The 23,874-nt window shown below is 54.1% G+C and carries 25 protein-coding genes; 19 read left to right on the top strand and 6 right to left on the bottom strand.

From position 1 onward, the window contains the following. Position 1: 1 nt before the first annotated feature. The 3 genes from FDX24_RS11085 to queD all read right to left on the bottom strand — a co-directional run bounded on the left by FDX24_RS11085 (position 2) and on the right by queD (position 1,968). Positions 2-262 carry a ferredoxin family protein gene (locus FDX24_RS11085; protein ID WP_121584986.1) on the bottom strand — a complete coding sequence of 87 codons (261 nt, stop codon included), beginning with the start codon at positions 260-262 and terminating at the stop codon, positions 2-4. Beyond that, on the bottom strand, positions 253-1,524 hold the full coding sequence (locus tag FDX24_RS11080) for an FAD-dependent oxidoreductase (RefSeq protein ID WP_137364302.1): 1,272 nt from the start codon (positions 1,522-1,524) through the stop codon (positions 253-255). Before FDX24_RS11080 ends, FDX24_RS11085 begins: the two co-directional genes overlap by 10 nt. Positions 1,525-1,605: 81 nt before the next feature. Beyond that, positions 1,606-1,968: a 6-carboxytetrahydropterin synthase QueD gene (queD, locus tag FDX24_RS11075; RefSeq protein ID WP_048213068.1), complete on the bottom strand. Its 363-nt coding sequence runs from the start codon at positions 1,966-1,968 to the stop codon at positions 1,606-1,608. A 305-nt stretch (positions 1,969-2,273) separates the two neighbouring features. Here queD and cysJ point away from each other — a divergent pair, with 305 nt between their 5' ends. The 3 genes from cysJ to cysH all read left to right on the top strand — a co-directional run bounded on the left by cysJ (position 2,274) and on the right by cysH (position 6,621). Continuing rightward, entirely contained in the window at positions 2,274-4,073 is a 1,800-nt protein-coding gene (gene cysJ / locus FDX24_RS11070) for an NADPH-dependent assimilatory sulfite reductase flavoprotein subunit (RefSeq protein WP_137364301.1), read from the top strand. Then, positions 4,073-5,785, top strand: a complete 1,713-nt coding sequence (cysI, locus tag FDX24_RS11065; RefSeq protein ID WP_137364300.1) for an assimilatory sulfite reductase (NADPH) hemoprotein subunit — start codon at positions 4,073-4,075, stop codon at positions 5,783-5,785. Before cysJ ends, cysI begins: the two co-directional genes overlap by 1 nt. A 101-nt stretch (positions 5,786-5,886) precedes the next feature. Further along, the gene (cysH, locus tag FDX24_RS11055; RefSeq protein WP_137364299.1) at positions 5,887-6,621 is read left to right on the top strand and encodes a phosphoadenosine phosphosulfate reductase; all 735 of its coding nucleotides are present in this window, start codon (positions 5,887-5,889) and stop codon (positions 6,619-6,621) included. A gap of 44 nt (positions 6,622-6,665) precedes the next feature. On the opposite strand, the gene FDX24_RS11050 is transcribed toward cysH, so the two are convergent. Then, complete coding sequence (locus tag FDX24_RS11050) at positions 6,666-7,709, bottom strand: aminopeptidase (RefSeq protein ID WP_061068477.1); 1,044 nt, start codon at positions 7,707-7,709, stop codon at positions 6,666-6,668. Between the two features lie 254 nt (positions 7,710-7,963). Here FDX24_RS11050 and cysD point away from each other — a divergent pair, with 254 nt between their 5' ends. The 12 genes from cysD to rpoS all read left to right on the top strand — a co-directional run bounded on the left by cysD (position 7,964) and on the right by rpoS (position 17,803). Then, positions 7,964-8,872: a sulfate adenylyltransferase subunit CysD gene (gene cysD / locus FDX24_RS11045; protein ID WP_005130891.1), complete on the top strand. Its 909-nt coding sequence runs from the start codon at positions 7,964-7,966 to the stop codon at positions 8,870-8,872. Between the two features lie 9 nt (positions 8,873-8,881). After that, positions 8,882-10,309, top strand: coding sequence for a sulfate adenylyltransferase subunit CysN (gene cysN, locus FDX24_RS11040; RefSeq protein WP_115642965.1), 1,428 nt, complete (start codon positions 8,882-8,884; stop codon positions 10,307-10,309). Further along, positions 10,309-10,914 (top strand): adenylyl-sulfate kinase, encoded by a 606-nt coding sequence (gene cysC, locus FDX24_RS11035; protein WP_048213061.1) that lies wholly within the window; start codon positions 10,309-10,311, stop codon positions 10,912-10,914. Before cysN ends, cysC begins: the two co-directional genes overlap by 1 nt. Positions 10,915-10,961: 47 nt before the next feature. After that, positions 10,962-11,285, top strand: a complete 324-nt coding sequence (locus FDX24_RS11030) for a DUF3561 family protein (protein WP_048213060.1) — start codon at positions 10,962-10,964, stop codon at positions 11,283-11,285. 215 nt (positions 11,286-11,500) lie between these two features. Further along, positions 11,501-11,812, top strand: coding sequence for a cell division protein FtsB (gene ftsB / locus FDX24_RS11025; RefSeq protein WP_003034163.1), 312 nt, complete (start codon positions 11,501-11,503; stop codon positions 11,810-11,812). Between the two features lie 18 nt (positions 11,813-11,830). Then, positions 11,831-12,526 (top strand): 2-C-methyl-D-erythritol 4-phosphate cytidylyltransferase, encoded by a 696-nt coding sequence (gene ispD, locus FDX24_RS11020; RefSeq protein WP_048213058.1) that lies wholly within the window; start codon positions 11,831-11,833, stop codon positions 12,524-12,526. A 66-nt stretch (positions 12,527-12,592) separates the two neighbouring features. Beyond that, the gene (gene ispF / locus FDX24_RS11015) at positions 12,593-13,072 is read left to right on the top strand and encodes a 2-C-methyl-D-erythritol 2,4-cyclodiphosphate synthase (protein WP_003034167.1); all 480 of its coding nucleotides are present in this window, start codon (positions 12,593-12,595) and stop codon (positions 13,070-13,072) included. Beyond that, on the top strand, positions 13,069-14,118 hold the full coding sequence (gene truD / locus FDX24_RS11010; protein WP_101741642.1) for a tRNA pseudouridine(13) synthase TruD: 1,050 nt from the start codon (positions 13,069-13,071) through the stop codon (positions 14,116-14,118). The genes ispF and truD overlap by 4 nt, the downstream gene beginning before the upstream one ends. Beyond that, positions 14,099-14,860, top strand: a complete 762-nt coding sequence (gene surE, locus FDX24_RS11005; RefSeq protein ID WP_003825728.1) for a 5'/3'-nucleotidase SurE — start codon at positions 14,099-14,101, stop codon at positions 14,858-14,860. Before truD ends, surE begins: the two co-directional genes overlap by 20 nt. Continuing rightward, a complete protein-coding gene (locus tag FDX24_RS11000; protein WP_061068474.1) occupies positions 14,854-15,480 on the top strand; it encodes a protein-L-isoaspartate(D-aspartate) O-methyltransferase in 627 nt (208 codons plus the stop codon). Before surE ends, FDX24_RS11000 begins: the two co-directional genes overlap by 7 nt. Before the next feature lie 186 nt (positions 15,481-15,666). Continuing rightward, the gene (gene nlpD / locus FDX24_RS10995; protein ID WP_306308092.1) at positions 15,667-16,749 is read left to right on the top strand and encodes a murein hydrolase activator NlpD; all 1,083 of its coding nucleotides are present in this window, start codon (positions 15,667-15,669) and stop codon (positions 16,747-16,749) included. A gap of 61 nt (positions 16,750-16,810) precedes the next feature. Beyond that, entirely contained in the window at positions 16,811-17,803 is a 993-nt protein-coding gene (rpoS, locus tag FDX24_RS10990) for an RNA polymerase sigma factor RpoS (protein WP_000081498.1), read from the top strand. Positions 17,804-17,946: 143 nt separating this feature from the next. Here the strand turns inward: rpoS and FDX24_RS10985 are convergent, their stop codons facing one another. After that, complete coding sequence (locus FDX24_RS10985; RefSeq protein WP_048213054.1) at positions 17,947-18,351, bottom strand: MarR family winged helix-turn-helix transcriptional regulator; 405 nt, start codon at positions 18,349-18,351, stop codon at positions 17,947-17,949. A 159-nt stretch (positions 18,352-18,510) separates the two neighbouring features. Here FDX24_RS10985 and FDX24_RS10980 point away from each other — a divergent pair, with 159 nt between their 5' ends. From FDX24_RS10980 to FDX24_RS10970, 3 genes are read left to right on the top strand one after another with little or no spacing between them, the layout of a single operon-like run. Then, positions 18,511-19,104 (top strand): non-oxidative hydroxyarylic acid decarboxylases subunit B, encoded by a 594-nt coding sequence (locus tag FDX24_RS10980; protein ID WP_061068473.1) that lies wholly within the window; start codon positions 18,511-18,513, stop codon positions 19,102-19,104. Next, on the top strand, positions 19,104-20,531 hold the full coding sequence (locus FDX24_RS10975; RefSeq protein WP_061068472.1) for a non-oxidative hydroxyarylic acid decarboxylases subunit C: 1,428 nt from the start codon (positions 19,104-19,106) through the stop codon (positions 20,529-20,531). Before FDX24_RS10980 ends, FDX24_RS10975 begins: the two co-directional genes overlap by 1 nt. A 10-nt stretch (positions 20,532-20,541) precedes the next feature. Beyond that, positions 20,542-20,778 (top strand): non-oxidative hydroxyarylic acid decarboxylases subunit D, encoded by a 237-nt coding sequence (locus tag FDX24_RS10970; protein ID WP_061068471.1) that lies wholly within the window; start codon positions 20,542-20,544, stop codon positions 20,776-20,778. Positions 20,779-20,900: 122 nt separating this feature from the next. Here the strand turns inward: FDX24_RS10970 and mutS are convergent, their stop codons facing one another. After that, positions 20,901-23,462, bottom strand: a complete 2,562-nt coding sequence (gene mutS / locus FDX24_RS10965; protein ID WP_061068470.1) for a DNA mismatch repair protein MutS — start codon at positions 23,460-23,462, stop codon at positions 20,901-20,903. Between the two features lie 152 nt (positions 23,463-23,614). Between mutS and FDX24_RS23705 the strand changes: the two genes are divergently transcribed. Then, positions 23,615-23,857, top strand: coding sequence for a DUF4102 domain-containing protein (locus FDX24_RS23705; RefSeq protein ID WP_371414771.1), 243 nt, complete (start codon positions 23,615-23,617; stop codon positions 23,855-23,857). Positions 23,858-23,874: the final 17 nt, after the last annotated feature.

Below are 23,874 nucleotides of genomic sequence, written 5' to 3'. Positions count from 1 at the left end.
ATTAGCCAAATCGATATGTGATGCCAAACCCGGATGCGGGATAGCGCCACTGTTGCAGCGTGGTTTCATCACACAGCAGTCGACAGGTACCACACTCCAGGCAGCCGCGAAAGTCGATCTTAAGTTCACCTTCCGTCGCGAGGGAAAATAGCCCGGCAGGGCAGGACGCGATCAGCCGTTGTGCCGTTTCGTAATCGACTTTGGTCGCCGGTACAATATGTGAAATGTCGGCGGGACGCCAGGCGTTGCGGGTTACAGACATCGTAAGCTCCTGATAATATCGCCTGCCAGATGGCGCAGGCCGTGACGACGAAACTGACGCCAGACTATCTGGCGCAGCGGGGCTACCGGGCGGTAGCCCTGATGCCAGACCTCTCGGGAGACAGACTCCATCAGTTCCGGCCACTGGCGATACCATCCGGGGCGTTCCAGCAATGCAGGAACATCCCTGTAGCGTTGCAAAACTGCCCACAGCAGGCTGTGCTGGACGTCCTGATGGTAGGCCGGGAACAGGTTTTGCGGCCCATGCTTCTGGCAGGCATTAATCAATGTTTGCGCGGCTGCCTGAGCGCCGATCAGCGCCATATCCATGCCGCGTACGGAGAAACCGGTATTCACACAACTGCGTAGTGCATCACCGACCAGCAGCCAGCCTTCTCCAGCGAATTGTACTGGCAGGCTGTGTAAGCCGCCTTCCGGAACCAGATGTGCGCCATACTCCAGCGTTTCGCTGCCTCTGAGCAGCGGATGCAGCGCGGGATGCATCTTGAGTCGCTCCAGCAGCTCAGACGCAAGGGTAGTGCTTTGCGCCACTGATGAGAGCGGGCAAACTACACCGAAAGAGAGCGTCTCTTGATTGGTATAGAGAAATGCCCCGCTGGGCAGTTCACCGCAAATATCGCCGCTGAACAGCATTGCCGCGCCTTCGTCTTTGGATAGGCGGAAACGTTCTTCAAGTAACGATTTATCCAGCGCCAGCGTCTCTTTAATCCCTAACGCCATCGAGGTGGTTGAGGGGCGCGGCAGGAAGCCATAGCGTTCCGCCAGCACGCTGTTCGCTCCTTCAGCCAGCACCACATAGCGGGCGCGCAACGTCTCACTATCGGCAATTACGCCGCACACTCTGCCATCTTCAAGATGAAGCGCATCAACCGTCACACCGGTAATCAACTGCACGCCTTCGGCTTCAGCCTGCGCGACGAACCACGGGTCGAAGCGGGCGCGCAGCAGACTCCATGAGTCACCGTCGGGTTGCAAACTGGAATACGTTGTTGCGCTATCACGCGTTAATAGCGAGATATTTTCCTGGGTAATTCTACGTTCCAGCGGGGCCGAGTGTTGGAAGTGGGGGAGAAGTTCGCCGAGCGCATGAGTATACAGACGCCCACCGGAAAGGTTTTTACTGCCGGGAAGTTCGCCGCGTTCAAGAAGCAGAACTGAAAGCCCTGCGCGTGCGCAACGTAAAGCACAAGCGGTGCCTGCTATCCCTGCACCGATGATAATGATATCGAAATCGTCTGACATGTTGTGCTCCAGATATCCAGAGCACATAACCCTAACAGAGTGTCAGTTAAGGAAAATTGACCGTTGCCACAGACGTTACAATCACTCGCCGCGATACACGCAGCCTGCTGTGCAGGTTTCTTTTACCATTACTGCGCTCAGCAGTGGAACCACCGGTTTAACCTGCTCCCAAATCCATTTTGCCAGCACTTCACTGGTTGGGTTTTCGAGGCCCGGAATATCGTTCAGATAGTAGTGATCGAGTCTGTCGTAGGTCGGCTTAAACGCCGCTTTTAACTCAGAAAAATCCATGATCCAACCGGTATGCGGATCGACTTCACCGGTAATTTCAAGACGCACCATAAATGAGTGACCATGCAGGCGGCCACATTTATGCCCTTCTGGTACATGCGGCAGGCGGTGAGCGGCTTCGAAGGTGAAATCTTTAAACAAGGTGGTGGACATTTTTTACTCTCAAGAATGCGAAAAACCGCCGTAGGGTACCGTAAAGTACAATTTTTATCATTAGTTAAAAGGGCGCTAAGCATCAGAACGTCATATTTACGCTGTTAATGTTTGATAACTATTTATATATCATATGGTTATTAAATCGTTTTTGTCGTTAATGACTATAACTAAAACAGGTTAGTCCATTTGGTTATTTGTTATTTCTATCCCTTCTTTAATTGTTACTATCCCCGCCGTTAACCTTATCTTCAGTTTGGGTTTTATTGCTGAAATCCGCTTTGCTTACTGGAACATGACAACGCATGACGACACAGGCCCCACCTTCCGCTTTGCTACCGCTAAATCCGGAGCAACTGGCACGCCTTCAGGCAGCCACGACTGACTTCACTCCCGCACAGCTCGCGTGGGTTTCTGGCTATTTCTGGGGCGTGCTGAATCAGCAGCCTGGCAGCAATGCGGCGGCTCCTGCGCCAGCTGCTGAAATGCCCGGTATTACGCTTATCTCCGCCTCGCAAACCGGTAATGCGCGTCGTGTGGCGGAAGCCCTGCGCGATGATCTGATCGCTGCGAAGCTCAACGTCACTCTGATCAACGCTGGCGACTATAAATTCAAACAAATCGCCAATGAAAAATTGCTGATCGTGGTGGCGTCGACGCAAGGGGAAGGTGAACCGGCGGAAGAAGCCGTGGCGCTGCATAAATTCCTGTTTTCGAAAAAAGCGCCGAAGCTTGAGAACACTGCTTTTGCCGTGTTTGGTTTGGGCGATACCTCCTATGAGTTCTTCTGCAAGGCGGGGAAAGATTTCGACAGCAGGCTGGCTGAACTGGGTGGCGAGCGGCTGCTGGATCGGGTGGATGCTGATGTCGAATACCAGGCCGCTGCCGCGCAATGGCGTGAGCGTCTGGTTGAGGTTCTGAAAGCCCGTGCGCCGGCTGCACCGTCTGTGCAAGTTGCTGCGAGTGGTGCTGTAAACGAAGTACACACCAGCCCGTATACCAAAGAAGCGCCGCTGCCGGCATCGCTCTCGGTGAATCAGAAAATCACCGGTCGCGACTCGCTAAAAGATGTGCGCCATATCGAAATCGATCTCGGCGATTCCGGCCTGCGCTACCAGCCGGGCGACGCGCTGGGCGTGTGGTATCAGAACGATCCCGCGTTGGTCAAAGAGCTGGCAGAACTGCTGTGGCTGAAGGGTGATGAACCGGTCACGGTCAATGACAAAACGCTGCCGCTGGCGGAAGCCTTACAGTGGCACTTTGAGCTGACGGTCAACACCGCAAATATCGTGGAAAATTACGCCACGCTGACGCGCAGTGAATCGCTGCTGCCGCTGGTGGGCGATAAAACGCAGTTGCAGCATTACGCCGACACCACGCCAATCGTCGATATGGTGCGTTTCTCCCCGGCACAACTGGACGCTCAGGCGTTAGTTGATCTTCTGCGCCCGCTGACCCCGCGTCTGTACTCCATTGCTTCCTCCCAGGCGGAAGTCGAAAGTGAAGTGCACGTGACTGTTGGCGTCGTGCGTTACGACATTGAAGGCCGCGCCCGCGCCGGTGGTGCCTCCAGCTTCCTCGCCGATCGTGTGGAAGAAGAGGGCGAAGTTCGCGTCTTCATCGAACATAACGACAACTTCCGCCTGCCGGCGAACCCGCAGACGCCGGTGATCATGATTGGCCCGGGTACCGGTATCGCACCGTTCCGTGCCTTTATGCAGCAGCGTGCTGCCGATGGCGCAGAAGGTAAAAACTGGTTGTTCTTCGGCAACCCGCACTTCACCGAGGATTTCCTGTATCAGGTGGAATGGCAGCGCTACGTCAAAGAGGGCGTGTTGAGCCGAATTGACCTGGCCTGGTCTCGCGATCAAAAAGAAAAAATCTACGTACAAGACAAACTGCGCCAACAGGGCGCGGAACTGTGGCGCTGGATCAATGACGGTGCCCACATTTATGTTTGCGGCGACGCTAATCGCATGGCGAAAGACGTTGAGCAGGCATTGCTGGAAGTGATTGCTGAATTCGGTGCAATGGACATCGAAGCGGCGGATGAATTTTTAAGTGAGCTGCGCGTTGAGCGCCGTTATCAGCGAGATGTCTACTAATGAGCGAAAAATACCCAGGGCCTTTAGTGGTCGAAGGCAAACTGACTGACGCCGAGCGCATGAAGCGTGAAAGTAATTTCCTGCGCGGCACCATCGCGGAAGACCTGAACGACGGCCTGACCGGCGGCTTCCACGGCGATAACTTCCTGCTGATCCGTTTCCACGGCATGTACCAGCAGGACGACCGCGATATTCGCGCCGAACGTGCTGAGCAGAAGCTGGAGCCGCGCCACGCGATGCTGCTGCGCTGTCGTCTGCCGGGCGGGGTGATCACCCCAACCCAGTGGAAGGCCATCGACAAATTTGCCGCTGATAACACCATTTACGGCAGTATTCGTCTGACCAACCGTCAGACCTTTCAGTTCCATGGCATTCTGAAGAAGAACGTGAAGCCGGTGCATCAGATGCTGCATTCGGTGGGGCTGGACGCACTGGCGACCGCCAACGACATGAACCGTAACGTGCTGTGCACCTCCAACCCGTATGAATCGCAGCTGCACGCCGAAGCCTACGAGTGGGCGAAAAAGATTTCCGAGCATCTGCTGCCGCGCACCCGTGCCTATGCGGAGATCTGGCTGGATCAGGAAAAAGTCGCGACCACGGACGAAGAGCCGATCCTCGGTTCAACCTATCTGCCGCGTAAGTTTAAAACCACAGTCGTCATCCCGCCGCAGAACGATATCGATCTGCACGCCAACGACATGAACTTCGTGGCTGTTGCTGAAAACGGCAAGCTGGTGGGCTTCAACCTGCTGGTCGGCGGCGGTCTGTCCATCGAGCACGGGAATAAGAAAACCTACGCCCGTACGGCAAGTGAATTCGGCTATCTGCCGCTTGAACACACGCTGGCGGTGGCGGAAGCGGTGGTGACGACGCAGCGTGACTGGGGCAACCGTACCGACCGTAAAAACGCTAAAACCAAATACACCCTTGAACGCGTTGGTATCGACACGTTCAAAGAGGAAGTGGAGCGTCGTGCGGGGATCAAATTTGAGCCGATCCGCCCATACGAGTTCACCGGTCGTGGCGACAGGATTGGTTGGGTGAAAGGGATCGACAATAACTGGCATCTGACGCTGTTTATTGAAAATGGCCGTATTCTGGATTACCCGGGCCGTCCGCTGAAAACCGGCTTGCTGGAGATCGCGAAGATCCACAAAGGCGATTTCCGTATTACTGCTAACCAGAACCTGATTATTGCCGGTGTACCGGAAAGCCAGAAAGCGAAGGTAGAGAAGCTGGCGCGCGATCATGGGCTGATGAATGCGGTGAAACCGCAGCGTGAAAACTCGATGGCCTGCGTGTCGTTCCCGACCTGTCCGCTGGCGATGGCCGAAGCCGAGCGTTTCCTGCCGTCGTTCACCGACAAAGTGGAAGCGATTCTGGAAAAACACGGCATTCCTGACGAGCATATCGTGATGCGTGTGACGGGATGCCCGAACGGCTGTGGCCGCGCAATGCTGGCCGAGCTGGGGCTGGTGGGCAAAGCGCCGGGGCGCTACAACGTGCACCTGGGCGGTAACCGCATGGGAACACGTATTCCGCGTATGTATCGCGAAAATATTACGGAATCGGAAATTCTCGACGCCGTTGACGAACTGGTTGGGCGCTGGGCGAAAGAGCGTGAAGCGGGTGAAGGCTTCGGCGACTTTACGGTGCGTGCGGGCATCATTCGCCCGGTGCTCGATCCAGCGCGTGATTTCTGGGAATAACATGAATTGCCGGATGGCGGCATAAATGCCTTATCCGGCCTACCAACCGCGTAGGCCTGATAAGCGCAGCGCCATCAGGCAAGGCATACAGCGAGGAACTTATGTCCAAACTCGATCTAAATGCGCTGAATGAACTGCCAAAAGTCGAACGCGTATTAGCGCTGGCAGAAACCAACGCCGAACTGGAAAAACTGAGTGCTGAGGATCGTGTGGCGTGGGCGCTGGAAAACCTGCCCGGCGAATATGTTCTGTCATCAAGCTTCGGTATTCAGGCGGCGGTCAGCCTGCATCTGGTGAACCAGGTTCGCCCGGATATCCCGGTGATCCTGACCGATACCGGTTATCTGTTCCCGGAAACCTACCAGTTTATTGACGAGTTAACGGACAAACTCAAGCTGAATCTCCAGGTTTATCGCGCGAAAGAGAGCGCCGCCTGGCAGGAGGCACGCTACGGTAAGCTGTGGGAACAGGGCGTCGAAGGCATTGAGAAATACAATGACATCAACAAAGTCGAACCCATGAACCGGGCGCTGAAAGAACTGAATGTACAAACCTGGTTTGCGGGTCTGCGCCGCGAACAGTCCGGTAGCCGTGCACATTTACCGGTATTGGCTATTCAGCGTGGCGTATTTAAAGTGCTGCCGATTATCGACTGGGACAACCGTACGGTATACCAGTATCTGCAAAAACACGGTCTGAAGTATCATCCACTGTGGGATCAAGGCTATCTGTCAGTCGGCGATACCCATACCACCCGCAAATGGGAGCCGGGGATGGCGGAAGAAGAGACGCGGTTCTTTGGGCTGAAAAGAGAGTGCGGGCTGCACGAAGGGTAACGGCTAAAAGCCCGGTAACGTTTACATATTACCGGGCTTCTTCTTCAGGATTTACCTGCTTTCGCCAGTTCTTTTACCAGCGGCAGCATGATGCGTACGACGTCGCGGCTGCGATGTTCAATCCGGCCTGGAAGCGCTTTATCAATATGCTGCTGGTTGTCCAGACGCACGTCGTGCCAGCTGTTACCTGCGGGGAAAGAGGCGGTTTTAGCGCGTTGCTGATAGCCGTCTTTTTTACCCAGGTTCCAGTTGGTTGCTTCTACCGAGAGCACGGCGATTCCCGCTTTGTCGAAGACCTCGGCATCGTTACAACATCCGGTTCCTTTCGGATAGTCTTTGTTCAGGCCCGGGTTGGTACTGGCGACGATACCGCGGCTGTGTGCAATTGCCAGCGCCCGGTCGCGCGTCAGTTTTCGTACGGCTTCCGGGGTTCTTTTCCCACTATTGAAGTAGAGCTTATCCCCGACGATCAGGTTATCGAGGTTGATAACCAGCAGCGTATTTTTCTTCTCAGCCGCACTCATGCGCTTGAGGATATTTTCTGCGCCGAGTTTGCCTTCTTCCTCGCCGCTGGTGGCGATAAACCGAATGCCGTACTGTGTCGGCACATTTTTAAGTTTTTCAGCCAATTCCAGCATGACACCCAAACCTGCGGCGTTATCGTCGATGCCCTGTAAGGTTAATCCGCCCAGATTAGCATCGGAATCGGCATCGCTCAGCGCGGCGTAAGTGTCGAGGTGCGCCATGATAATAATCTGCTGCGGCGCTTTGCCTTCATGCGCTGCAATGACGGTGCTGCCCGTAACGTTATGCCAGTTCTTACGGTTGTCTTTGGCGGTATAAACATAACGGCTATTAAACGTTCGAATATCACTGCGATAGCCCATCTGCTGAAATTGCTGACGTAAATAATCAGCAGATAGCATTTCTGCCGGAGAGCCCGTCACGCGGCCAGGGAAGAATGTTGCGATATATCGGGCCTGAGTATTTGCGATATCTCCAGGTCTGGAGGATGTTGCCTGTGCAGGAAGGATAAAACACGCGCCGAGCGCCATGGCAGCAATAAGGTGGCGCGTTGCGGAAAACATAATGAGTCCTTAAATACCAAGCAGAAATTTTCAGCCGCTAGTATGAAACTGTGATCGAGGTAAAACAATTTCATTTGCTCCTAAATGCCCGAAATCCGGCGGCTTAAGCACTTTTTGAACTTTGCTTTTCCAAATCGTTATTCCTTTGAGGAACTACTCATTCCAATTCGTAATTTCATTCGCTCTCTTGCCCTCCCTATAGTCAGGTTATCTGAACTTCGTTAGCAAAATAACGGCAATACATAGGAACGGTTATGGATCAAAAACGACTTACCCACCTGCGGCAACTGGAAGCGGAGAGCATCCATATCATTCGTGAGGTGGCCGCCGAGTTTTCGAATCCGGTGATGATGTATTCCATCGGCAAGGATTCCAGCGTAATGCTGCATCTGGCGCGCAAAGCGTTTTATCCTGGTTCACTGCCGTTTCCTCTGCTACACGTTGATACCGGCTGGAAATTCAGCGAGATGTACGAATTTCGCGACCGTACGGCAAAAGCCTACGGCTGCGAACTTCTGGTGCATAAAAACCCGGAAGGGGTGGCGATGGGCATCAACCCGTTTGTCCATGGTAGCGCCAAGCATACCGACATTATGAAAACCGAGGGGTTGAAGCAGGCGCTGAACAAATACGGTTTTGACGCAGCATTCGGTGGCGCGCGCCGTGATGAAGAGAAATCGCGCGCGAAAGAGCGCATCTATTCCTTCCGCGATCGTTTTCATCGCTGGGACCCGAAAAACCAGCGTCCGGAGCTGTGGCATAACTACAACGGCCAGATTAACAAAGGCGAAAGCATTCGCGTATTCCCGCTCTCTAACTGGACGGAACAGGATATCTGGCAGTACATCTGGCTGGAGAACATCGACATTGTTCCGCTGTACCTTGCTGCAGAGCGTCCGGTGCTTGAGCGCGATGGCATGTTGATGATGATTGATGACGACAGAATCGATCTGCAACCCGGTGAAGTGATTAAAAAACGCATGGTGCGTTTCCGCACGCTCGGCTGCTGGCCGCTCACTGGCGCGGTGGAGTCAGACGCGCAGACGCTGCCGGAAATTATCGAAGAGATGCTGGTCTCAACCACCAGTGAACGTCAGGGCCGCGTGATTGACCGCGACCAGGCGGGCTCCATGGAGCTGAAGAAACGTCAGGGGTATTTCTAAGGAGCCGCCATGAATACGACACTTGCACAACAAATTGCTAATGAAGGCGGCGTTGAAGCCTGGATGGTTGCCCAGCAACACAAAAGTCTGCTGCGCTTTTTAACCTGCGGTAGCGTGGATGACGGGAAAAGTACCCTGATTGGACGTTTGTTGCATGATACCCGACAGATCTACGAAGATCAGCTTTCATCGCTGCACAATGACAGTAAACGTCACGGTACCCAGGGCGAAAAGCTCGATTTGGCGTTATTGGTTGATGGCTTGCAGGCCGAGCGTGAGCAGGGCATCACCATCGACGTGGCTTACCGTTATTTCTCTACCGAGAAGCGTAAATTTATTATTGCGGATACCCCCGGCCATGAGCAGTACACCCGCAATATGGCAACCGGTGCGTCGACCTGCGATCTGGCGATCCTGCTGATCGATGCACGTAAAGGCGTGCTGGATCAGACGCGTCGTCACAGCTTTATCTCCACGCTGTTGGGAATAAAACATCTGATCGTTGCGATCAACAAAATGGATCTGGTGGATTTTAGCGAAGAGACATTTAACCGGATTCGTGAAGATTATCTGACCTTTGCAGAGCAGTTGCCGGGCAACCTGGATATCCGTTTTGTACCGCTTTCAGCACTGGAAGGTGACAACGTGGCGTCGCAAAGTTTCAGCATGCCGTGGTACAGCGGCCCGACGCTGCTGGAAGTGCTTGAAACTGTTGAAATCCAGCGCGTTGTCGATACTCAGCCGATGCGATTCCCGGTGCAGTATGTGAACCGCCCAAATCTTGATTTTCGTGGTTATGCCGGAACGCTGGCCTCCGGTAGTGTGAAGGTGGGACAGCGCGTCAAAGTGCTACCGTCCGGCGTTGAGTCCAGCGTAGCGCGGATCGTGACCTTCGATGGCGACTTGCAGGAAGCGCATGCAGGGGAAGCGATCACCCTTGTGCTGAAAGATGAGATCGATATCAGCCGTGGCGACCTGTTACTTGATGCCGGTGAAGCGTTGCCGGCGGTACAAAGCGCTGCCGTTGATGTGGTGTGGATGGCGGAACAACCGTTGTCGCCAGGGCAGAGCTATGACATCAAAGTGGCGGGCAAGAAGACGCGTGCGCGTGTTGATAGCGTGGAGTATCAGGTCGATATTAATAACCTTACCCAACGTGACGTTGAAGCGCTGCCGCTAAACGGCATCGGCCTGGTTAATCTGACCTTTGATGAACCGCTGGTGCTGGATACCTATCAGCATAATCCGGTCACGGGCGGCCTGATTATCATTGACCGTCTGACTAATGTTACCGTCGGGGCTGGACTGGTACGCAAGCCGATCGTCCAGGAGCAGGCCACGACATCCCAGTTCAGCGCGTTTGAGCTGGAGCTTAATGCGCTGGTGCGTCGCCATTTCCCACACTGGGGTGCGCGCGATCTGCTGGGAGGAAAATAATGGCGCTGCATGACGAAAACGTCGTCTGGCATGCCCATCCTGTTACGCCGCAACAGCGGGAGCAACACCACGGGCATCGTGGTGTTGTGCTGTGGTTCACCGGACTCTCTGGTTCGGGTAAATCCACGGTAGCGGGAGCGCTGGAAGAAGCGTTGCACAAGCTGGGGGTTAGCACTTATCTGCTGGATGGCGATAACGTGCGCCACGGTCTGTGTAGCGATCTTGGATTTAGCGATGCCGATCGTAAGGAGAATATTCGTCGGGTTGGTGAGGTGGCTAACCTGATGGTGGATGCGGGCCTTGTGGTGTTGACCGCCTTTATTTCACCGCATCGCGCCGAGCGCAAAATGGTTCGTGAGCGGGTTGGCGAAGGGCGTTTTATAGAGGTGTTTGTCGATACACCGCTGGCGACCTGTGAATCACGTGATCCAAAAGGGCTGTATAAAAAAGCGCGGGCGGGTGAGTTGCGCAATTTTACTGGCATTGACTCGGTATACGAAGCGCCTGAATCGCCAGAAATTCATCTTGATGGTGAACAATTGGTAACAAATTTGGTACCCCAATTATTAGACCTGCTGAGGCAGGAAGATATTATCAGATCCTGAGACACCCGAGCTCACATGCCCGGTCAGTCACGGTCACAGGATTAGATATGCGTAACAGCCATAACATTACTATTACAGAGTCAGATACCTTCGCCGCCGACGACGAAACCACCTGGTCACTACCGGGGGCCGTGGTCGGTTTTATTGCGTGGTTGTTGGCGCTGGGATTCCCGTGTCTGATGTATGGCCCTAATACACTGTTTTTTTTCATTTATACCTGGCCCTTTTTCCTCGCGTTGCTGCCCGTCGCCATTGTGGCGGGTATTGCCCTGCATTCGCTTATGCAGGGACGGCTGCTGCTAAGCGTTACGTTTACCCTGCTGGTGGTTGGGTCGATGTTTGGCGCATTGTTCCTGTGGCTGCTGGGCTAGGTTCACTTCCCTTTTTTCATGGTGAGTGGTGCCGCATATCGGCAGCTCTAATTCAAACCGTAACCAACAATGAGATTATGTTCTCCTTACACGGGGTATACGTAACAACGGGCAAATGTGGTACATTTGCCCGCGTTGTCGCGGCATTCCCGACCGTTGATGTAAAGTTGTCTGCGGAAGTTATGGGATGTAAATGCCGTTTTTCAGGGGGCAGGATGGGTAAACTAACGCTGCTGTTGCTGGCTTTATTAGTCTGGCTGCAGTATTCGCTGTGGTTCGGTAAGAACGGCATACATGACTATAGTCGCGTCAACGATGATGTTGCTGCGCAGCAAGCTACAAACGCGAAACTTAAAGCGCGTAACGATCAGCTCTTTGCTGAAATTGACGATCTCAATGGCGGACAAGAGGCTATTGAGGAGCGTGCGCGCAACGAACTCAGTATGACTAAGCCGGGCGAAACCTTTTATCGTCTGGTGCCTGACGCGTCTAAACGCGCTCAGACTGCAGGGCAAAACAATCGATAAACCGTCCAGGGATTTAACATGGCAGCCACTTTATTGGACGTTTGCGCCGTGGTGCCGGCTGCCGGGTTTGGCCGCCGAATGCAAACAGAGTGTCCTAAGCAGTATCTCTCTATTGGCAATAAAACCATTCTTGAACACTCGGTGGATGCGCTGCTGGCTCATCCCCGGGTGACGCGAGTCGTCATCGCTATCAGCCCAGGCGACAGTCGCTTTGCCCAACTTCCACTTGCTGCGCACCCGCAAATTACCGTAGTGGATGGCGGCAACGAGCGTGCTGATTCTGTCCTTGCCGGTTTGCAAGCAGCAGGGGAGGCTCAGTGGGTACTGGTGCATGATGCCGCACGTCCGTGCCTGCACCAGGATGATTTAGCCCGCTTACTGGCAATAAGTGAAGCCAGCCGTATCGGCGGTATCCTGGCGGCTCCCGTACGCGACACAATGAAACGTGCCGAGCCTGGTAAGACCGAGATTGCTCATACGGTCGAACGCACCGATTTATGGCACGCGTTGACGCCGCAGTTTTTCCCACGCGAGCTGTTGCACGACTGCCTGACGCGAGCGCTCAACGAAGGCGCAACCATTACCGATGAGGCTTCGGCACTGGAATATTGCGGCTTTCATCCGCTGCTGGTCGAAGGACGCGCTGACAACATTAAAGTCACTCGCCCGGAAGATCTGGCGCTGGCGGAATTTTATCTGACCCGAACTATCTAGACACCTCATCCTTCACGCTGCAACGAGGCAGCTTGCAGGATGTTGTGTATACCAGGAGAAGACATAATGCGAATTGGACACGGTTTCGACGTACACGCTTTTGGCGGCGTTGGCCCAATTATCATTGGTGGTGTGCGCATTCCGTATGAAAAAGGTTTGCTGGCGCATTCTGATGGTGATGTAGCGTTACACGCGCTAACCGATGCTCTGCTGGGCGCGGCTGCGCTGGGGGATATCGGTAAACTCTTCCCTGATACCGACCCGGCCTTTAAAGGTGCAGATAGTCGTGAATTATTGCGTGAAGCCTGGCGGCGTATTCAGGCCAAAGGCTATACGCTTGGTAATGTGGATGTGACGATTATTGCCCAGGCGCCGAAGATGCTGCCGCACATTCCACAAATGCGTGTGTTTATTGCCGAAGACCTCGGCTGCCATATGGATGATGTTAACGTGAAAGCGACCACCACGGAAAAACTCGGTTTTACCGGGCGTGGGGAAGGGATTGCCTGTGAAGCGGTGGCGTTACTCATTAAGGCAACGAAATGACTGCGTTTGAAGATCTGACGTATCTCCATGGCAAACCACAAGGCCATGGCGTTCTGAAAGCGAATCCGGAAGACTTTGTCGTCGTCGAAGATTTAGGCTTCGAACCCGATGGCGAAGGCGAGCACATTTTGGTGCGTATCCTGAAAAACGGTTGTAACACCCGTTTTGTGGCTGACGCGCTGGCGAAATTCCTGAAAATTCATGCCCGCGAAGTGAGCTTTGCTGGCCAGAAAGACAAGCATGCGGTCACGGAACAGTGGCTGTGTGCGCGTGTGCCGGGCAATGCGATGCCTGATTTAAGCAAATTTGAGCTTGAAGGCTGTAAAGTGCTGGAGTACGCGCGCCACAAGCGTAAGCTGCGTTTAGGGGCGCTGAAAGGCAACGCGTTTACGCTGGTGTTGCGTGAAGTGAGCGAGCGTGATGATGTTGAAGCGCGTTTACAGGCGATTAGCGAGCGCGGCGTACCGAACTATTTCGGCGCTCAGCGTTTTGGTATCGGCGGCAGCAACCTGCAAGGGGCGCTGCGCTGGGCGCAAAGCGATGCGCCGGTGCGCGATCGCAATAAACGCAGTTTTTGGTTGTCGGCGGCCCGTAGCGCGTTGTTTAATCAGATAGTCAGTGAACGCCTGAAAAAAACAGACTTTAATCAAGTTGTTGACGGCGATGCGCTACAATTGTCGGGACGCGGAAGCTGGTTTGTCGCCACACAGGAAGAACAAACTGAATTACAGCGTCGCGTCGATGAGAAAGAATTGATGATAACAGCGGCATTGCCGGGCAGCGGTGAGTGGGGAACTCAACGCGATGCGCTGGCGTTTGAAGAAGCCGCTATTGCTGACGAAACCGCGCTGCAGTCTCTGTTATTGCGCGAGAAAGTCGACGCGTCGCGTCGCGCTATGTTGCTGTATCCACAACAATTAAGCTGGAACTGGTGGGATGACGTAACCGTTGAGTTGCGCTTCTGGCTACCGGCAGGTAGCTTCGCCACCAGTGTTGTAAGGGAACTTATTAACACAATGGGTGATTATGCGTATATTGCTGAGTAACGATGATGGGGTCCACGCGCCCGGTATACAAACGCTGGCGAAAGCGCTGCGTGAGTTTGCTGACGTACAGGTGGTTGCCCCGGATCGTAACCGCAGTGGCGCGTCTAACTCGCTGACGCTGGAGTCTTCACTTCGCACGTTTACCTATGATAATGGCGATATCGCTGTACAAATGGGGACACCCACCGACTGCGTCTATCTGGGCGTGAACGCATTAATGCGTCCGCGTCCGGACATTGTCGTTTCTGGTATTAACGCGGGTCCTAATCTGGGTGATGATGTTATCTATTCCGGTACCGTGGCGGCGGCGATGGAAGGTCGTCATCTGGGATTCCCTGCGCTGGCGGTCTCACTCGATGGGCATAAACACTACGATACTGCTGCCGCAGTAACCTGCCGAATTTTACGCGCGTTAAGCCGCGAACCGCTGCGCACCGGTCGCATTCTGAATATCAACGTGCCGGATTTACCGCTGGATCAGATCAAAGGTATTCGCGTTACCCGCTGCGGCAGCCGCCATCCGGCGGATCAGGTGATTCCACAGCAGGACCCCCGCGGCAATACGCTGTACTGGATCGGACCACCGGGCGAAAAATGCGATGCCGGTCCGGATACGGATTTTGCTGCCGTTGATGAAGGTTATGTTTCCATCACGCCGCTGCATGTCGATTTAACCGCATATGGCGCGCATGAGGTGGTTTCTGACTGGTTAGACAGCGTGGGAGCCGACACGCAATGGTAAGCAGACGCGTACACACTCTTCTTGAACAATTACGTGCGCAGGGCATCAGAGATGAGCATGTCCTGGATGCGCTCGCCGCCGTGCCGCGTGAAAAGTTCGTTGATGAGGCGTTTGAACATAAGGCCTGGGATAATATCGCCCTGCCGATTGGCCAGGGGCAGACCATCTCACAGCCCTATATGGTGGCTCGCATGACCGAGCTGCTGGAGCTAACACCGCAGTCTCGGGTGCTGGAAATTGGTACCGGCTCTGGCTACCAGACGGCGATCCTGGCTCATCTGGTGCATCACGTGTGCTCTGTTGAGCGCATTAAAGGTTTGCAATGGCAGGCGCGTCGTCGCCTGAAACAGCTTGATTTACATAATGTTTCGACCCGTCATGGTGATGGATGGCAAGGCTGGCAGGCGCGAGCTCCGTTTGACGCTATCATTGTGACGGCAGCACCGCCGGAGATCCCAACGGCATTGATGATGCAGTTGGATGAAGGCGGCATTCTCGTCTTGCCCGTGGGCGATGAGCACCAGTTTTTGAAACGGGTGCGTCGTCGGGGAGGCGAATTTATTATCGACACCGTGGAGGCCGTACGCTTTGTTCCCTTAGTCAAAGGGGAGCTGGCGTAGCTAACGCTGCTGAATACCTGGAGTTTTCCTGGATATTCTGGAATTAGTAAGCGTATCGTGGTCACGTTTTCCAGTGTCCAGTCCGATGCCTTGCACGGTGATTACGTCACTGGGTATTAACCAAATTTTCCTGGGGGATAAATGAGCGCGGGAAGCCACAAATTTACCGTTCGCCGCATGGCGGCATTGTCACTGGTTTCGTTATGGCTGGCAGGTTGTTCAAACACCTCGAATCCACCAGCGCCGGTCAGCTCTGTTGGCGGCAATGCATCATCTAACACCAGCTCCGGCATGCTGATCACGCCTCCACCAAAAATGGGATCAACGGCGACAGTACAACAAACGCCACAGATCCAACCGGTGCAACGCCCGGCGACTCAGCCAACACAGGTTCAGCCGGTTGCAGAACAGCCTGTCCAGATGGAAAACGGGCGGATTGTGTACAATCGTCAGTATGGGAATATTCCGAAAGGTAGCTATACGGGTGGCAGTACCTATACTGTTAAGAAAGGCGATACGCTTTTCTATATTGCCTGGATTACCGGGAACGATTTCCGTGACCTCGCACAACGCAATAACGTTCCGGCCCCGTATGGCCTGAATGTCGGACAAACTCTGCAAGTGGGCAACGCGTCGGGTGCACCGATTACCGGTGGTAATGCCATCACCCAGGCGGATGCAGCACAGCAAGGAGTTGTGACCAACCCTGCACAAAATTCCACCGTTGCTGTTGCTTCGAAACCAACAATTACGTATTCTGAGGATTCAGGTGAACAAAGTGCTAACAAAATGTTGCCGAACAACAAGCCTGCTGGGACCGTCGTCACAGCGCCTGTAACGGCTCCGGCAGTTAGTGCAACCGAATCGACTGCAAGCTCAACTTCTACCAGTTCGCCGATTTCTACCTGGCGCTGGCCGACTGACGGCAAAGTGATCGAAAACTTCGCAGCTACCGAAGGTGGCAATAAAGGGATCGACATTGCAGGCAGCAAAGGACAGGCTATTGTCGCGACCGCAGATGGACGCGTCGTGTATGCCGGTAATGCGCTGCGTGGTTACGGTAATCTTATTATCATCAAACACAACGATGATTACCTGAGTGCCTACGCCCATAACGATACAATGCTGGTCCGGGAACAACAAGAAATCAAGGCGGGGCAGAAGATAGCTACCATGGGTAGCACCGGAACCAGTTCTACACGCTTGCATTTTGAAATTCGTTACAAGGGGAAATCCGTAAACCCGCTGCGCTATTTACCGCAGCGATAATTCGGCGGAACCAGGCTTTCACGTGCTAGTTCCGTTAGGGATCACGGGTAGGAGCCACCTTATGAGTCAGAATACGCTGAAAGTTCATGATTTAAATGAAGATGCGGAATTTGATGAGAACGGAGTAGAGGCTTTTGATGAGAAAGCCTTGAGTGAAGAGGAACCCAGTGATAACGACCTGGCTGAAGAAGAGCTGTTATCGCAGGGGGCCACACAGCGTGTGTTGGACGCGACTCAGCTTTACCTTGGTGAGATTGGTTATTCGCCACTGTTAACAGCCGAAGAAGAAGTTTATTTTGCGCGTCGCGCACTGCGTGGAGATGTCGCTTCTCGCCGCCGCATGATTGAAAGTAACCTGCGTCTGGTGGTGAAAATTGCTCGTCGTTATGGCAATCGTGGTCTGGCATTGCTGGACCTGATTGAAGAGGGCAATCTGGGGCTTATCCGTGCCGTCGAGAAGTTTGACCCTGAGCGCGGGTTCCGCTTCTCAACATACGCAACCTGGTGGATCCGCCAGACGATCGAACGGGCGATTATGAATCAAACCCGTACGATCCGACTGCCGATTCACATTGTAAAAGAGCTGAATGTCTATCTGCGTACCGCGCGTGAGTTGTCGCATAAACTGGACCACGAACCGAGCGCAGAAGAGATTGCGGAACAACTGGATAAACCGGTTGATGACGTCAGCCGTATGCTCCGACTCAACGAGCGCATTACTTCGGTAGACACCCCGCTGGGTGGCGATTCCGAAAAAGCGTTGCTGGATATTCTGGCCGACGAAAAGGAAAACGGTCCGGAAGACACCACGCAAGACGATGATATGAAACAGAGCATCGTCAAATGGCTGTTCGAACTGAACGCCAAACAGCGTGAGGTGCTGGCACGTCGTTTTGGTCTGCTGGGGTACGAAGCTGCGACACTGGAAGATGTGGGCCGTGAAATTGGCCTGACCCGTGAACGTGTTCGTCAGATTCAGGTTGAAGGCCTGCGTCGTCTGCGTGAAATCCTGCAGACACAGGGGCTGAATATCGAAGCGCTGTTCCGCGAGTAAGCACAAGTTCTATCAAGAAAGGCCAGTCTCGGTGAGGCTGGCCTTTTTCTTTGTTTGTTGCCTGATGGCACTGCGTTTATCAGGCTCTACGGAGAGCAGGGCTTTGTGGGCCGGATAAGACGTTTACGTCGCCATCCGGCAAATCAGTTCATCATCTTACGCACCAACTGCGTAAACTGTTCGCGCTCTTCCCCGCTAAGTCGGCCCAGAAACTCATCATCCACGCTATCTCCCAACGGGGTTGCGCTGGCCAGTAACGCTTCTCCTTGCGCGGTCAAATAAACAAACCGTCGACGCTTATCCGCCGGGTCGTGCTCACGCCTGACCAGATTGCGTTTTTCCATCCGGCTCAGCATTTCCGCAAGCGTCGCCTTGGTACAGACTGCAGCCTCGGTCAGGGTAACCTGCTCAATGCCGGGCTGTTCAGCGATGGCCCGCATCACTGCGTACTGAGGTTTGGTCAGTTCCGGTAATGCATGCTGCCAGCGAGCCGTATGCTTTTGAAAAAGCTGACGTAGTAAGTGAAACGCGGTATTTCGTAACTCCATGGGAACTCCGGGCAAACGATCGGTCTCTATCATAGCGGGTAACGCGTGATTTTTTAATAAGCGCGACTTTAGCTATCTGTGCCAGGTGTCCTTGCCCGGAGTCGGTTGTGGGAGTATGTTATGCAAAATGTTCGTACACGAACAATGTTGAGAGGTTGAATGAGACTCATCGTAGGAATGACCGGGGCAACGGGAGCGCCGCTTGGTGTGGCGCTACTACAAGCGCTGCGGCAAATGCCGGAAGTGGAAACGCACCTGGTGTTATCGAAGTGGGCTAAAACGACGATTGAGCTCGAAACGCCGTACAGCGTTAACGATGTGTCTGCGCTGGCGGACTATTGCCACCATCCGGCGGACCAGGCAGCGAGTATTTCCTCTGGCTCGTTTCGGACCGACGGCATGATCATTATCCCCTGCAGCATGAAAACGCTGGCCGGTATTCGCGCAGGCTACGCGGAAGGCCTGGTGGGGCGCGCCGCTGATGTGGTGCTGAAAGAAGGGCGCAAGCTGGTGCTGGTTCCGCGTGAAATGCCGCTGAGCACCATTCATCTGGAAAATATGCTCGCACTTTCCCGTATGGGCGCCGCAATGGTTCCGCCGATGCCCGCGTTTTATAACCATCCGCAAACGGTCGATGACATTACGCAGCACATTGTCGCTCGCGTTCTCGATCAGTTTGGTCTGGAACACCCAAACGCCCGTCGCTGGCAGGGGTTACGGCAGGCGCAGAATTTTTTACAGGAGAATGAGTAATGGCATTTGATGATTTGCGTAGCTTTTTGCAGGCGCTGGACGACCAGGGACAATTGCTGAAAATCAGTGAAGAAGTGAACGCCGAACCGGATTTAGCAGCGGCTGCCAATGCCACCGGACGTATTGGCGACGGGGCGCCTGCGCTGTGGTTTGACAACATTCGTGGATTTACCGATGCCCGTGTGGCAATGAACACTATCGGCTCCTGGCAGAACCATGCAATCTCGCTGGGTTTACCACCGAATACGCCGGTGAAAAAACAGATCGATGAATTCATTCGCCGCTGGGATAAATTTCCGGTTACGCCGGAGCGTCGTGCCAACCCGGCGTGGGCGGAAAACAGCGTCGACGGTGACGATATCAACCTGTTTGATATTCTGCCGCTGTTTCGTCTGAACGATGGCGACGGTGGTTTCTACCTTGATAAAGCCTGCGTGGTTTCGCGCGATCCGCTGGATGTCGACAATTTCGGCAAGCAGAACGTCGGTATTTACCGTATGGAAGTAAAAGGCAAGCGTAAGCTGGGCCTGCAACCGGTGCCGATGCACGATATTGCGCTGCACCTGCATAAGGCTGAAGAGCGCGGCGAGGATCTACCGATTGCGATCACCCTTGGCAACGATCCGATCATCACTCTGATGGGGGCAACGCCGCTGAAGTACGATCAATCTGAATACGAAATGGCGGGGGCGCTACGAGAAAGCCCGTACCCGATCGCCACCGCACCGCTCACCGGTTTTGACGTACCGTGGGGTTCAGAAGTGATCCTCGAAGGGGTCATTGAAAGCCGCAAGCGTGAAATAGAAGGGCCATTTGGTGAATTTACCGGGCACTACTCTGGCGGGCGCAACATGACTGTGGTGCGCATTGATAAAGTCTCTTATCGCAGTAAACCTATTTTTGAATCGCTGTATCTCGGGATGCCGTGGACGGAAATCGACTATCTGATGGGGCCAGCAACCTGCGTACCGCTGTATCAACAGTTGAAGGCAGAATTCCCGGAAGTGCAGGCGGTGAACGCCATGTACACCCACGGTTTGCTGGCGATTATCTCCACCAAAAAACGTTACGGCGGCTTTGCCCGTGCGGTAGGGTTGCGGGCGATGACCACGCCGCACGGTCTGGGTTACGTGAAAATGGTGATTATGGTTGATGAGGATGTTGATCCGTTCAACTTACCGCAGGTGATGTGGGCGCTGTCGTCGAAGGTTAACCCGGCGGGGGATCTGGTGCAATTGCCGAATATGTCGGTGCTGGAGCTTGATCCGGGTTCCAGTCCGGCGGGGATTACCGACAAGTTAATTATTGATGCCACCACACCGGTCGCGCCGGATAACCGTGGGCACTACAGCCAGCCGGTATGTGATTTACCGGAAACGAAAGCCTGGGCTGAAAAGCTGACCGCCATGCTGGCTAACCGTAAATAAGGAGTTGCAGATGATTTGTCCACGTTGTGCCGATGAACATATTGAAGTGATGGCGAATTCGCCGGTAAAAGGCGTCTGGACGGTATATCAGTGCCAGCATTGTCTGTACACCTGGCGTAATACTGAACCGCTACGTCGCACCAGCCGTGAGCACTACCCGCAGGCGTTTCGCATGACGCAGAAGGATATTGATGAAGCACCGATGGTGCCAAGTATCCCCCCGCTGTTGGCGGAAGATAAGCGCTAATCAAAAATGCAGGCGAGGCGAAGCCCCGCCCGGTAAATTTGCCCGATGGCGCTGTGCTTATCGGGCCTACAAATCAGGCCGTAGGCCGGATGAGACGGAGCCGTCATCCGGCACCACGAGTATTACACCAGACTCTTCAACCGATAGATCCACTCCAGCGCCTGGCGCGGCGTCAGCGAATCCGGGTCAATATTCTCCAGTGCTTCAACGGCAGGTGATGTCTCTTCCGGTGCACTGAGCAGTGACATCTGCGTCCCATCAACCTGCGTTGCCGCGGCGTTTGGCGTGATGCTTTCCAGCTCGCGCAGTTTTTGCCGTGCGCGTTTGATAACCTCTTTCGGAACGCCAGCCAGTGCCGCGACCGCCAGACCATAGCTCTTACTCGCCGCGCCATCCTGTACGCTGTGCATAAAGGCGATGGTATCGCCATGCTCTAACGCATCCAGATGTACGTTCGCTACGCCTTCCATTTTTTCCGGTAACTGAGTCAGTTCGAAGTAGTGGGTAGCAAACAGCGTGAGTGCTTTGATTTTATTCGCCAGATTTTCAGCACAAGCCCAGGCCAGAGATAAACCGTCATAGGTTGAGGTCCCGCGCCCAATCTCATCCATCAGCACCAGGCTGTTCTCAGTGGCGTTATGCAGAATATTGGCCGTTTCGGTCATTTCTACCATGAAGGTTGAACGACCGGATGCGAGGTCATCCGCTGCGCCCACACGGGTAAAGATACGGTCGATTGGACCTATTTCTACCTTTTGTGCCGGCACATAGCTACCGATGTAGGCCAGCAACGCAATCAGCGCGGTCTGGCGCATATAGGTGCTTTTACCGCCCATATTTGGCCCGGTGATAATCAGCATCCGCCGCTGCGGGGAAAGGTTAAGTGGGTTGGCGATAAACGGTTCACTCAGCACCTGTTCCACCACCGGATGACGACCCTCTGCAATACGGATACCGGGCTTATCGCTGAATGTCGGGCAGGTGTAGTTCAGGGTATAAGCGCGTTCGGCCAGGTTGACCAGCACGTCAAGCTCTGCCAGTGCGCTGGCGCTCTGCTGTAAATCAGCCAGATGCGGCAACAGCATGTCGAACAGCTCGTCATACAGCTGTTTTTCCAGTGCCAGCGCTTTGCCTTTTGAGGTCAGAACTTTGTCTTCGTACTCTTTCAGCTCAGGAATAATGTAGCGCTCGGCATTTTTCAGCGTCTGACGGCGTACGTAGTTAATCGGTGCCAGATGACTTTGTCCACGACTGATCTGAATGTAGTAACCGTGGACGGCGTTAAATCCAACTTTCAATGTGTCCAGGCCGGTGCGCTCGCGCTCGCGGATCTCCAGTCTGTCCAGATAATCGGTTGCGCCATCAGCCAGCGCTCGCCATTCGTCCAGCTCTTCGTTATAGCCCGGTGCGATAACGCCACCGTCGCGTACCAGCACTGGCGGGGCATCAACCACGGCACGCTCCAGCAGTTCACGCAGTTCCGTGAACTCGCCCATTTTCTCGCGCAGCATCTGTACGGGAGCGCTGTTTACGTTTTCCAGTTGAGCGCGCAGTTCCGGTAATTGCTGGAAGGCGTGACGCATCCGCGCCAGATCGCGTGGGCGCGCGGTACGCAGTGCCAGACGTGCCAGAATACGTTCCAGATCGCCCACCTGACGTAGTACGGGTTGCAATTCGCTGGTGGAATCCTGCAGCGCGCCGATGGTCTGCTGGCGCTCGATCAGTATCTGCGTATCGCGGACTGGCATATGCAGCCAGCGTTTGAGCATACGGCTACCCATTGGCGTCACGGTGCAATCGAGCACCGATGCCAGCGTGTTTTCTACGCCACCGGCCAGGTTCTGGGTAATTTCCAGATTGCGGCGCGTGGCGGCATCCATAATGATGCTGTCCTGCTGGCGTTCCATGGTGATGGAGCGAATATGTGGCAGTGAGGTGCGCTGGGTATCTTTTACATATTGCAGCAGGCAGCCGGCAGCGCATAATCCACGCGGCGCGTTTTCCACACCAAAGCCGATCAGATCCCGTGTGCCAAACTGCAGGTTTAACTGCTGGCGGGCGGTATCAATTTCAAACTCCCACAGCGGACGACGACGCAGGCCGCGACGGCCTTCGATCAGCGACGTTTCTGCGAAATCCTCGGCATACAGCAATTCGGCAGGATTGGTGCGCTGTAGTTCCGCAGCCATCGTCTCACGGTCTGCGGGTTCACTGACGCGAAAACGCCCGGAGCTGATGTCCAGTGTGGCGTAGCCAAAGCCTTTACTGTCCTGCCAGACGGCGGCCAGCAGGTTGTCCTGACGTTCCTGTAAAAGTGCTTCATCGCTGATGGTGCCCGGTGTGACGATGCGTACCACTTTGCGTTCAACCGGCCCTTTGCTGGTTGCTGGATCGCCAATCTGCTCGCAAATAGCGACAGATTCCCCCTGATTGACCAGCTTAGCGAGGTAGTTTTCCACCGCATGGTGGGGAATGCCCGCCATCGGGATGGGCTCGCCTGCCGATGCGCCACGTTTGGTCAGCGAGATATCGAGCAGCTGCGACGCACGTTTCGCGTCGTCATAAAACAGTTCGTAAAAGTCGCCCATGCGGTAAAACAGCAGGATCTCCGGGTGCTGAGCCTTCAGCTTGAGATACTGCTGCATCATGGGGGTGTGAGAGTCTAGATTTTCTATTGTACTCATTGGAGTGTGATGTCCATATTTCTTAATTTTTAATGAGTTAGTGAATTTTATGGTTATCATTAGGTTTCACGTTGTCTCATCGAATATCATGAAATCCTACAGTTAACAGTAGGAATTCATGACTGCATAAGGTGCATGATAACGGAGTCTTTATGGTAGTAAAACAAGAGGAAAAGCCACTTTCGTTTAAAGCGGTAAAAATGATGAAGCCTGGTGGCAAAGATGAAGCTGACGTGGGCGAAAATCGTGGTTTACGTCTCTCATGTGGTGCCACCGGGATGAAGTCTTTTTCCTACCGTTACGCGAGTCCCCGACTGGTAAACTTGTTCAGTTTAAAATTGGTAACTTTCCACAACTTCTCTCGTTTGCTGCACGTTTTAAACTCCACGAATTAAAGCTTCTCCGTCAGGCC

Source organism: Citrobacter sp. wls716 (assembly GCF_005280975.1).
Classification (GTDB): Bacteria; Pseudomonadota; Gammaproteobacteria; order Enterobacterales; family Enterobacteriaceae; genus Citrobacter; species Citrobacter youngae.
Note: the sequence above shows the minus strand (reverse complement) of the source record. Positions and strands in the feature narration are given on the sequence as shown.

Excerpts from the sequence above, each read along its gene's own strand:
- FDX24_RS11085 (WP_121584986.1), bottom strand. The coding sequence starts at position 262 with ATGTCTGTAACCCGCAACGCCTGGCGTCCCGCCGACATTTCACATATT.
- FDX24_RS11080 (WP_137364302.1), bottom strand. The coding sequence starts at position 1,524 with ATGTCAGACGATTTCGATATCATTATCATCGGTGCAGGGATAGCAGGC.
- queD (WP_048213068.1), bottom strand. The coding sequence starts at position 1,968 with ATGTCCACCACCTTGTTTAAAGATTTCACCTTCGAAGCCGCTCACCGC.
- cysJ (WP_137364301.1), top strand. The coding sequence starts at position 2,274 with ATGACGACACAGGCCCCACCTTCCGCTTTGCTACCGCTAAATCCGGAG.
- cysI (WP_137364300.1), top strand. The coding sequence starts at position 4,073 with ATGAGCGAAAAATACCCAGGGCCTTTAGTGGTCGAAGGCAAACTGACT.
- cysH (WP_137364299.1), top strand. The coding sequence starts at position 5,887 with ATGTCCAAACTCGATCTAAATGCGCTGAATGAACTGCCAAAAGTCGAA.
- FDX24_RS11050 (WP_061068477.1), bottom strand. The coding sequence starts at position 7,709 with ATGTTTTCCGCAACGCGCCACCTTATTGCTGCCATGGCGCTCGGCGCG.
- cysD (WP_005130891.1), top strand. The coding sequence starts at position 7,964 with ATGGATCAAAAACGACTTACCCACCTGCGGCAACTGGAAGCGGAGAGC.
- cysN (WP_115642965.1), top strand. The coding sequence starts at position 8,882 with ATGAATACGACACTTGCACAACAAATTGCTAATGAAGGCGGCGTTGAA.
- cysC (WP_048213061.1), top strand. The coding sequence starts at position 10,309 with ATGGCGCTGCATGACGAAAACGTCGTCTGGCATGCCCATCCTGTTACG.
- FDX24_RS11030 (WP_048213060.1), top strand. The coding sequence starts at position 10,962 with ATGCGTAACAGCCATAACATTACTATTACAGAGTCAGATACCTTCGCC.
- ftsB (WP_003034163.1), top strand. The coding sequence starts at position 11,501 with ATGGGTAAACTAACGCTGCTGTTGCTGGCTTTATTAGTCTGGCTGCAG.
- ispD (WP_048213058.1), top strand. The coding sequence starts at position 11,831 with ATGGCAGCCACTTTATTGGACGTTTGCGCCGTGGTGCCGGCTGCCGGG.
- ispF (WP_003034167.1), top strand. The coding sequence starts at position 12,593 with ATGCGAATTGGACACGGTTTCGACGTACACGCTTTTGGCGGCGTTGGC.
- truD (WP_101741642.1), top strand. The coding sequence starts at position 13,069 with ATGACTGCGTTTGAAGATCTGACGTATCTCCATGGCAAACCACAAGGC.
- surE (WP_003825728.1), top strand. The coding sequence starts at position 14,099 with ATGCGTATATTGCTGAGTAACGATGATGGGGTCCACGCGCCCGGTATA.
- FDX24_RS11000 (WP_061068474.1), top strand. The coding sequence starts at position 14,854 with ATGGTAAGCAGACGCGTACACACTCTTCTTGAACAATTACGTGCGCAG.
- rpoS (WP_000081498.1), top strand. The coding sequence starts at position 16,811 with ATGAGTCAGAATACGCTGAAAGTTCATGATTTAAATGAAGATGCGGAA.
- FDX24_RS10985 (WP_048213054.1), bottom strand. The coding sequence starts at position 18,351 with ATGGAGTTACGAAATACCGCGTTTCACTTACTACGTCAGCTTTTTCAA.
- FDX24_RS10980 (WP_061068473.1), top strand. The coding sequence starts at position 18,511 with ATGAGACTCATCGTAGGAATGACCGGGGCAACGGGAGCGCCGCTTGGT.
- FDX24_RS10975 (WP_061068472.1), top strand. The coding sequence starts at position 19,104 with ATGGCATTTGATGATTTGCGTAGCTTTTTGCAGGCGCTGGACGACCAG.
- FDX24_RS10970 (WP_061068471.1), top strand. The coding sequence starts at position 20,542 with ATGATTTGTCCACGTTGTGCCGATGAACATATTGAAGTGATGGCGAAT.
- mutS (WP_061068470.1), bottom strand. The coding sequence starts at position 23,462 with ATGAGTACAATAGAAAATCTAGACTCTCACACCCCCATGATGCAGCAG.
- FDX24_RS23705 (WP_371414771.1), top strand. The coding sequence starts at position 23,615 with ATGGTAGTAAAACAAGAGGAAAAGCCACTTTCGTTTAAAGCGGTAAAA.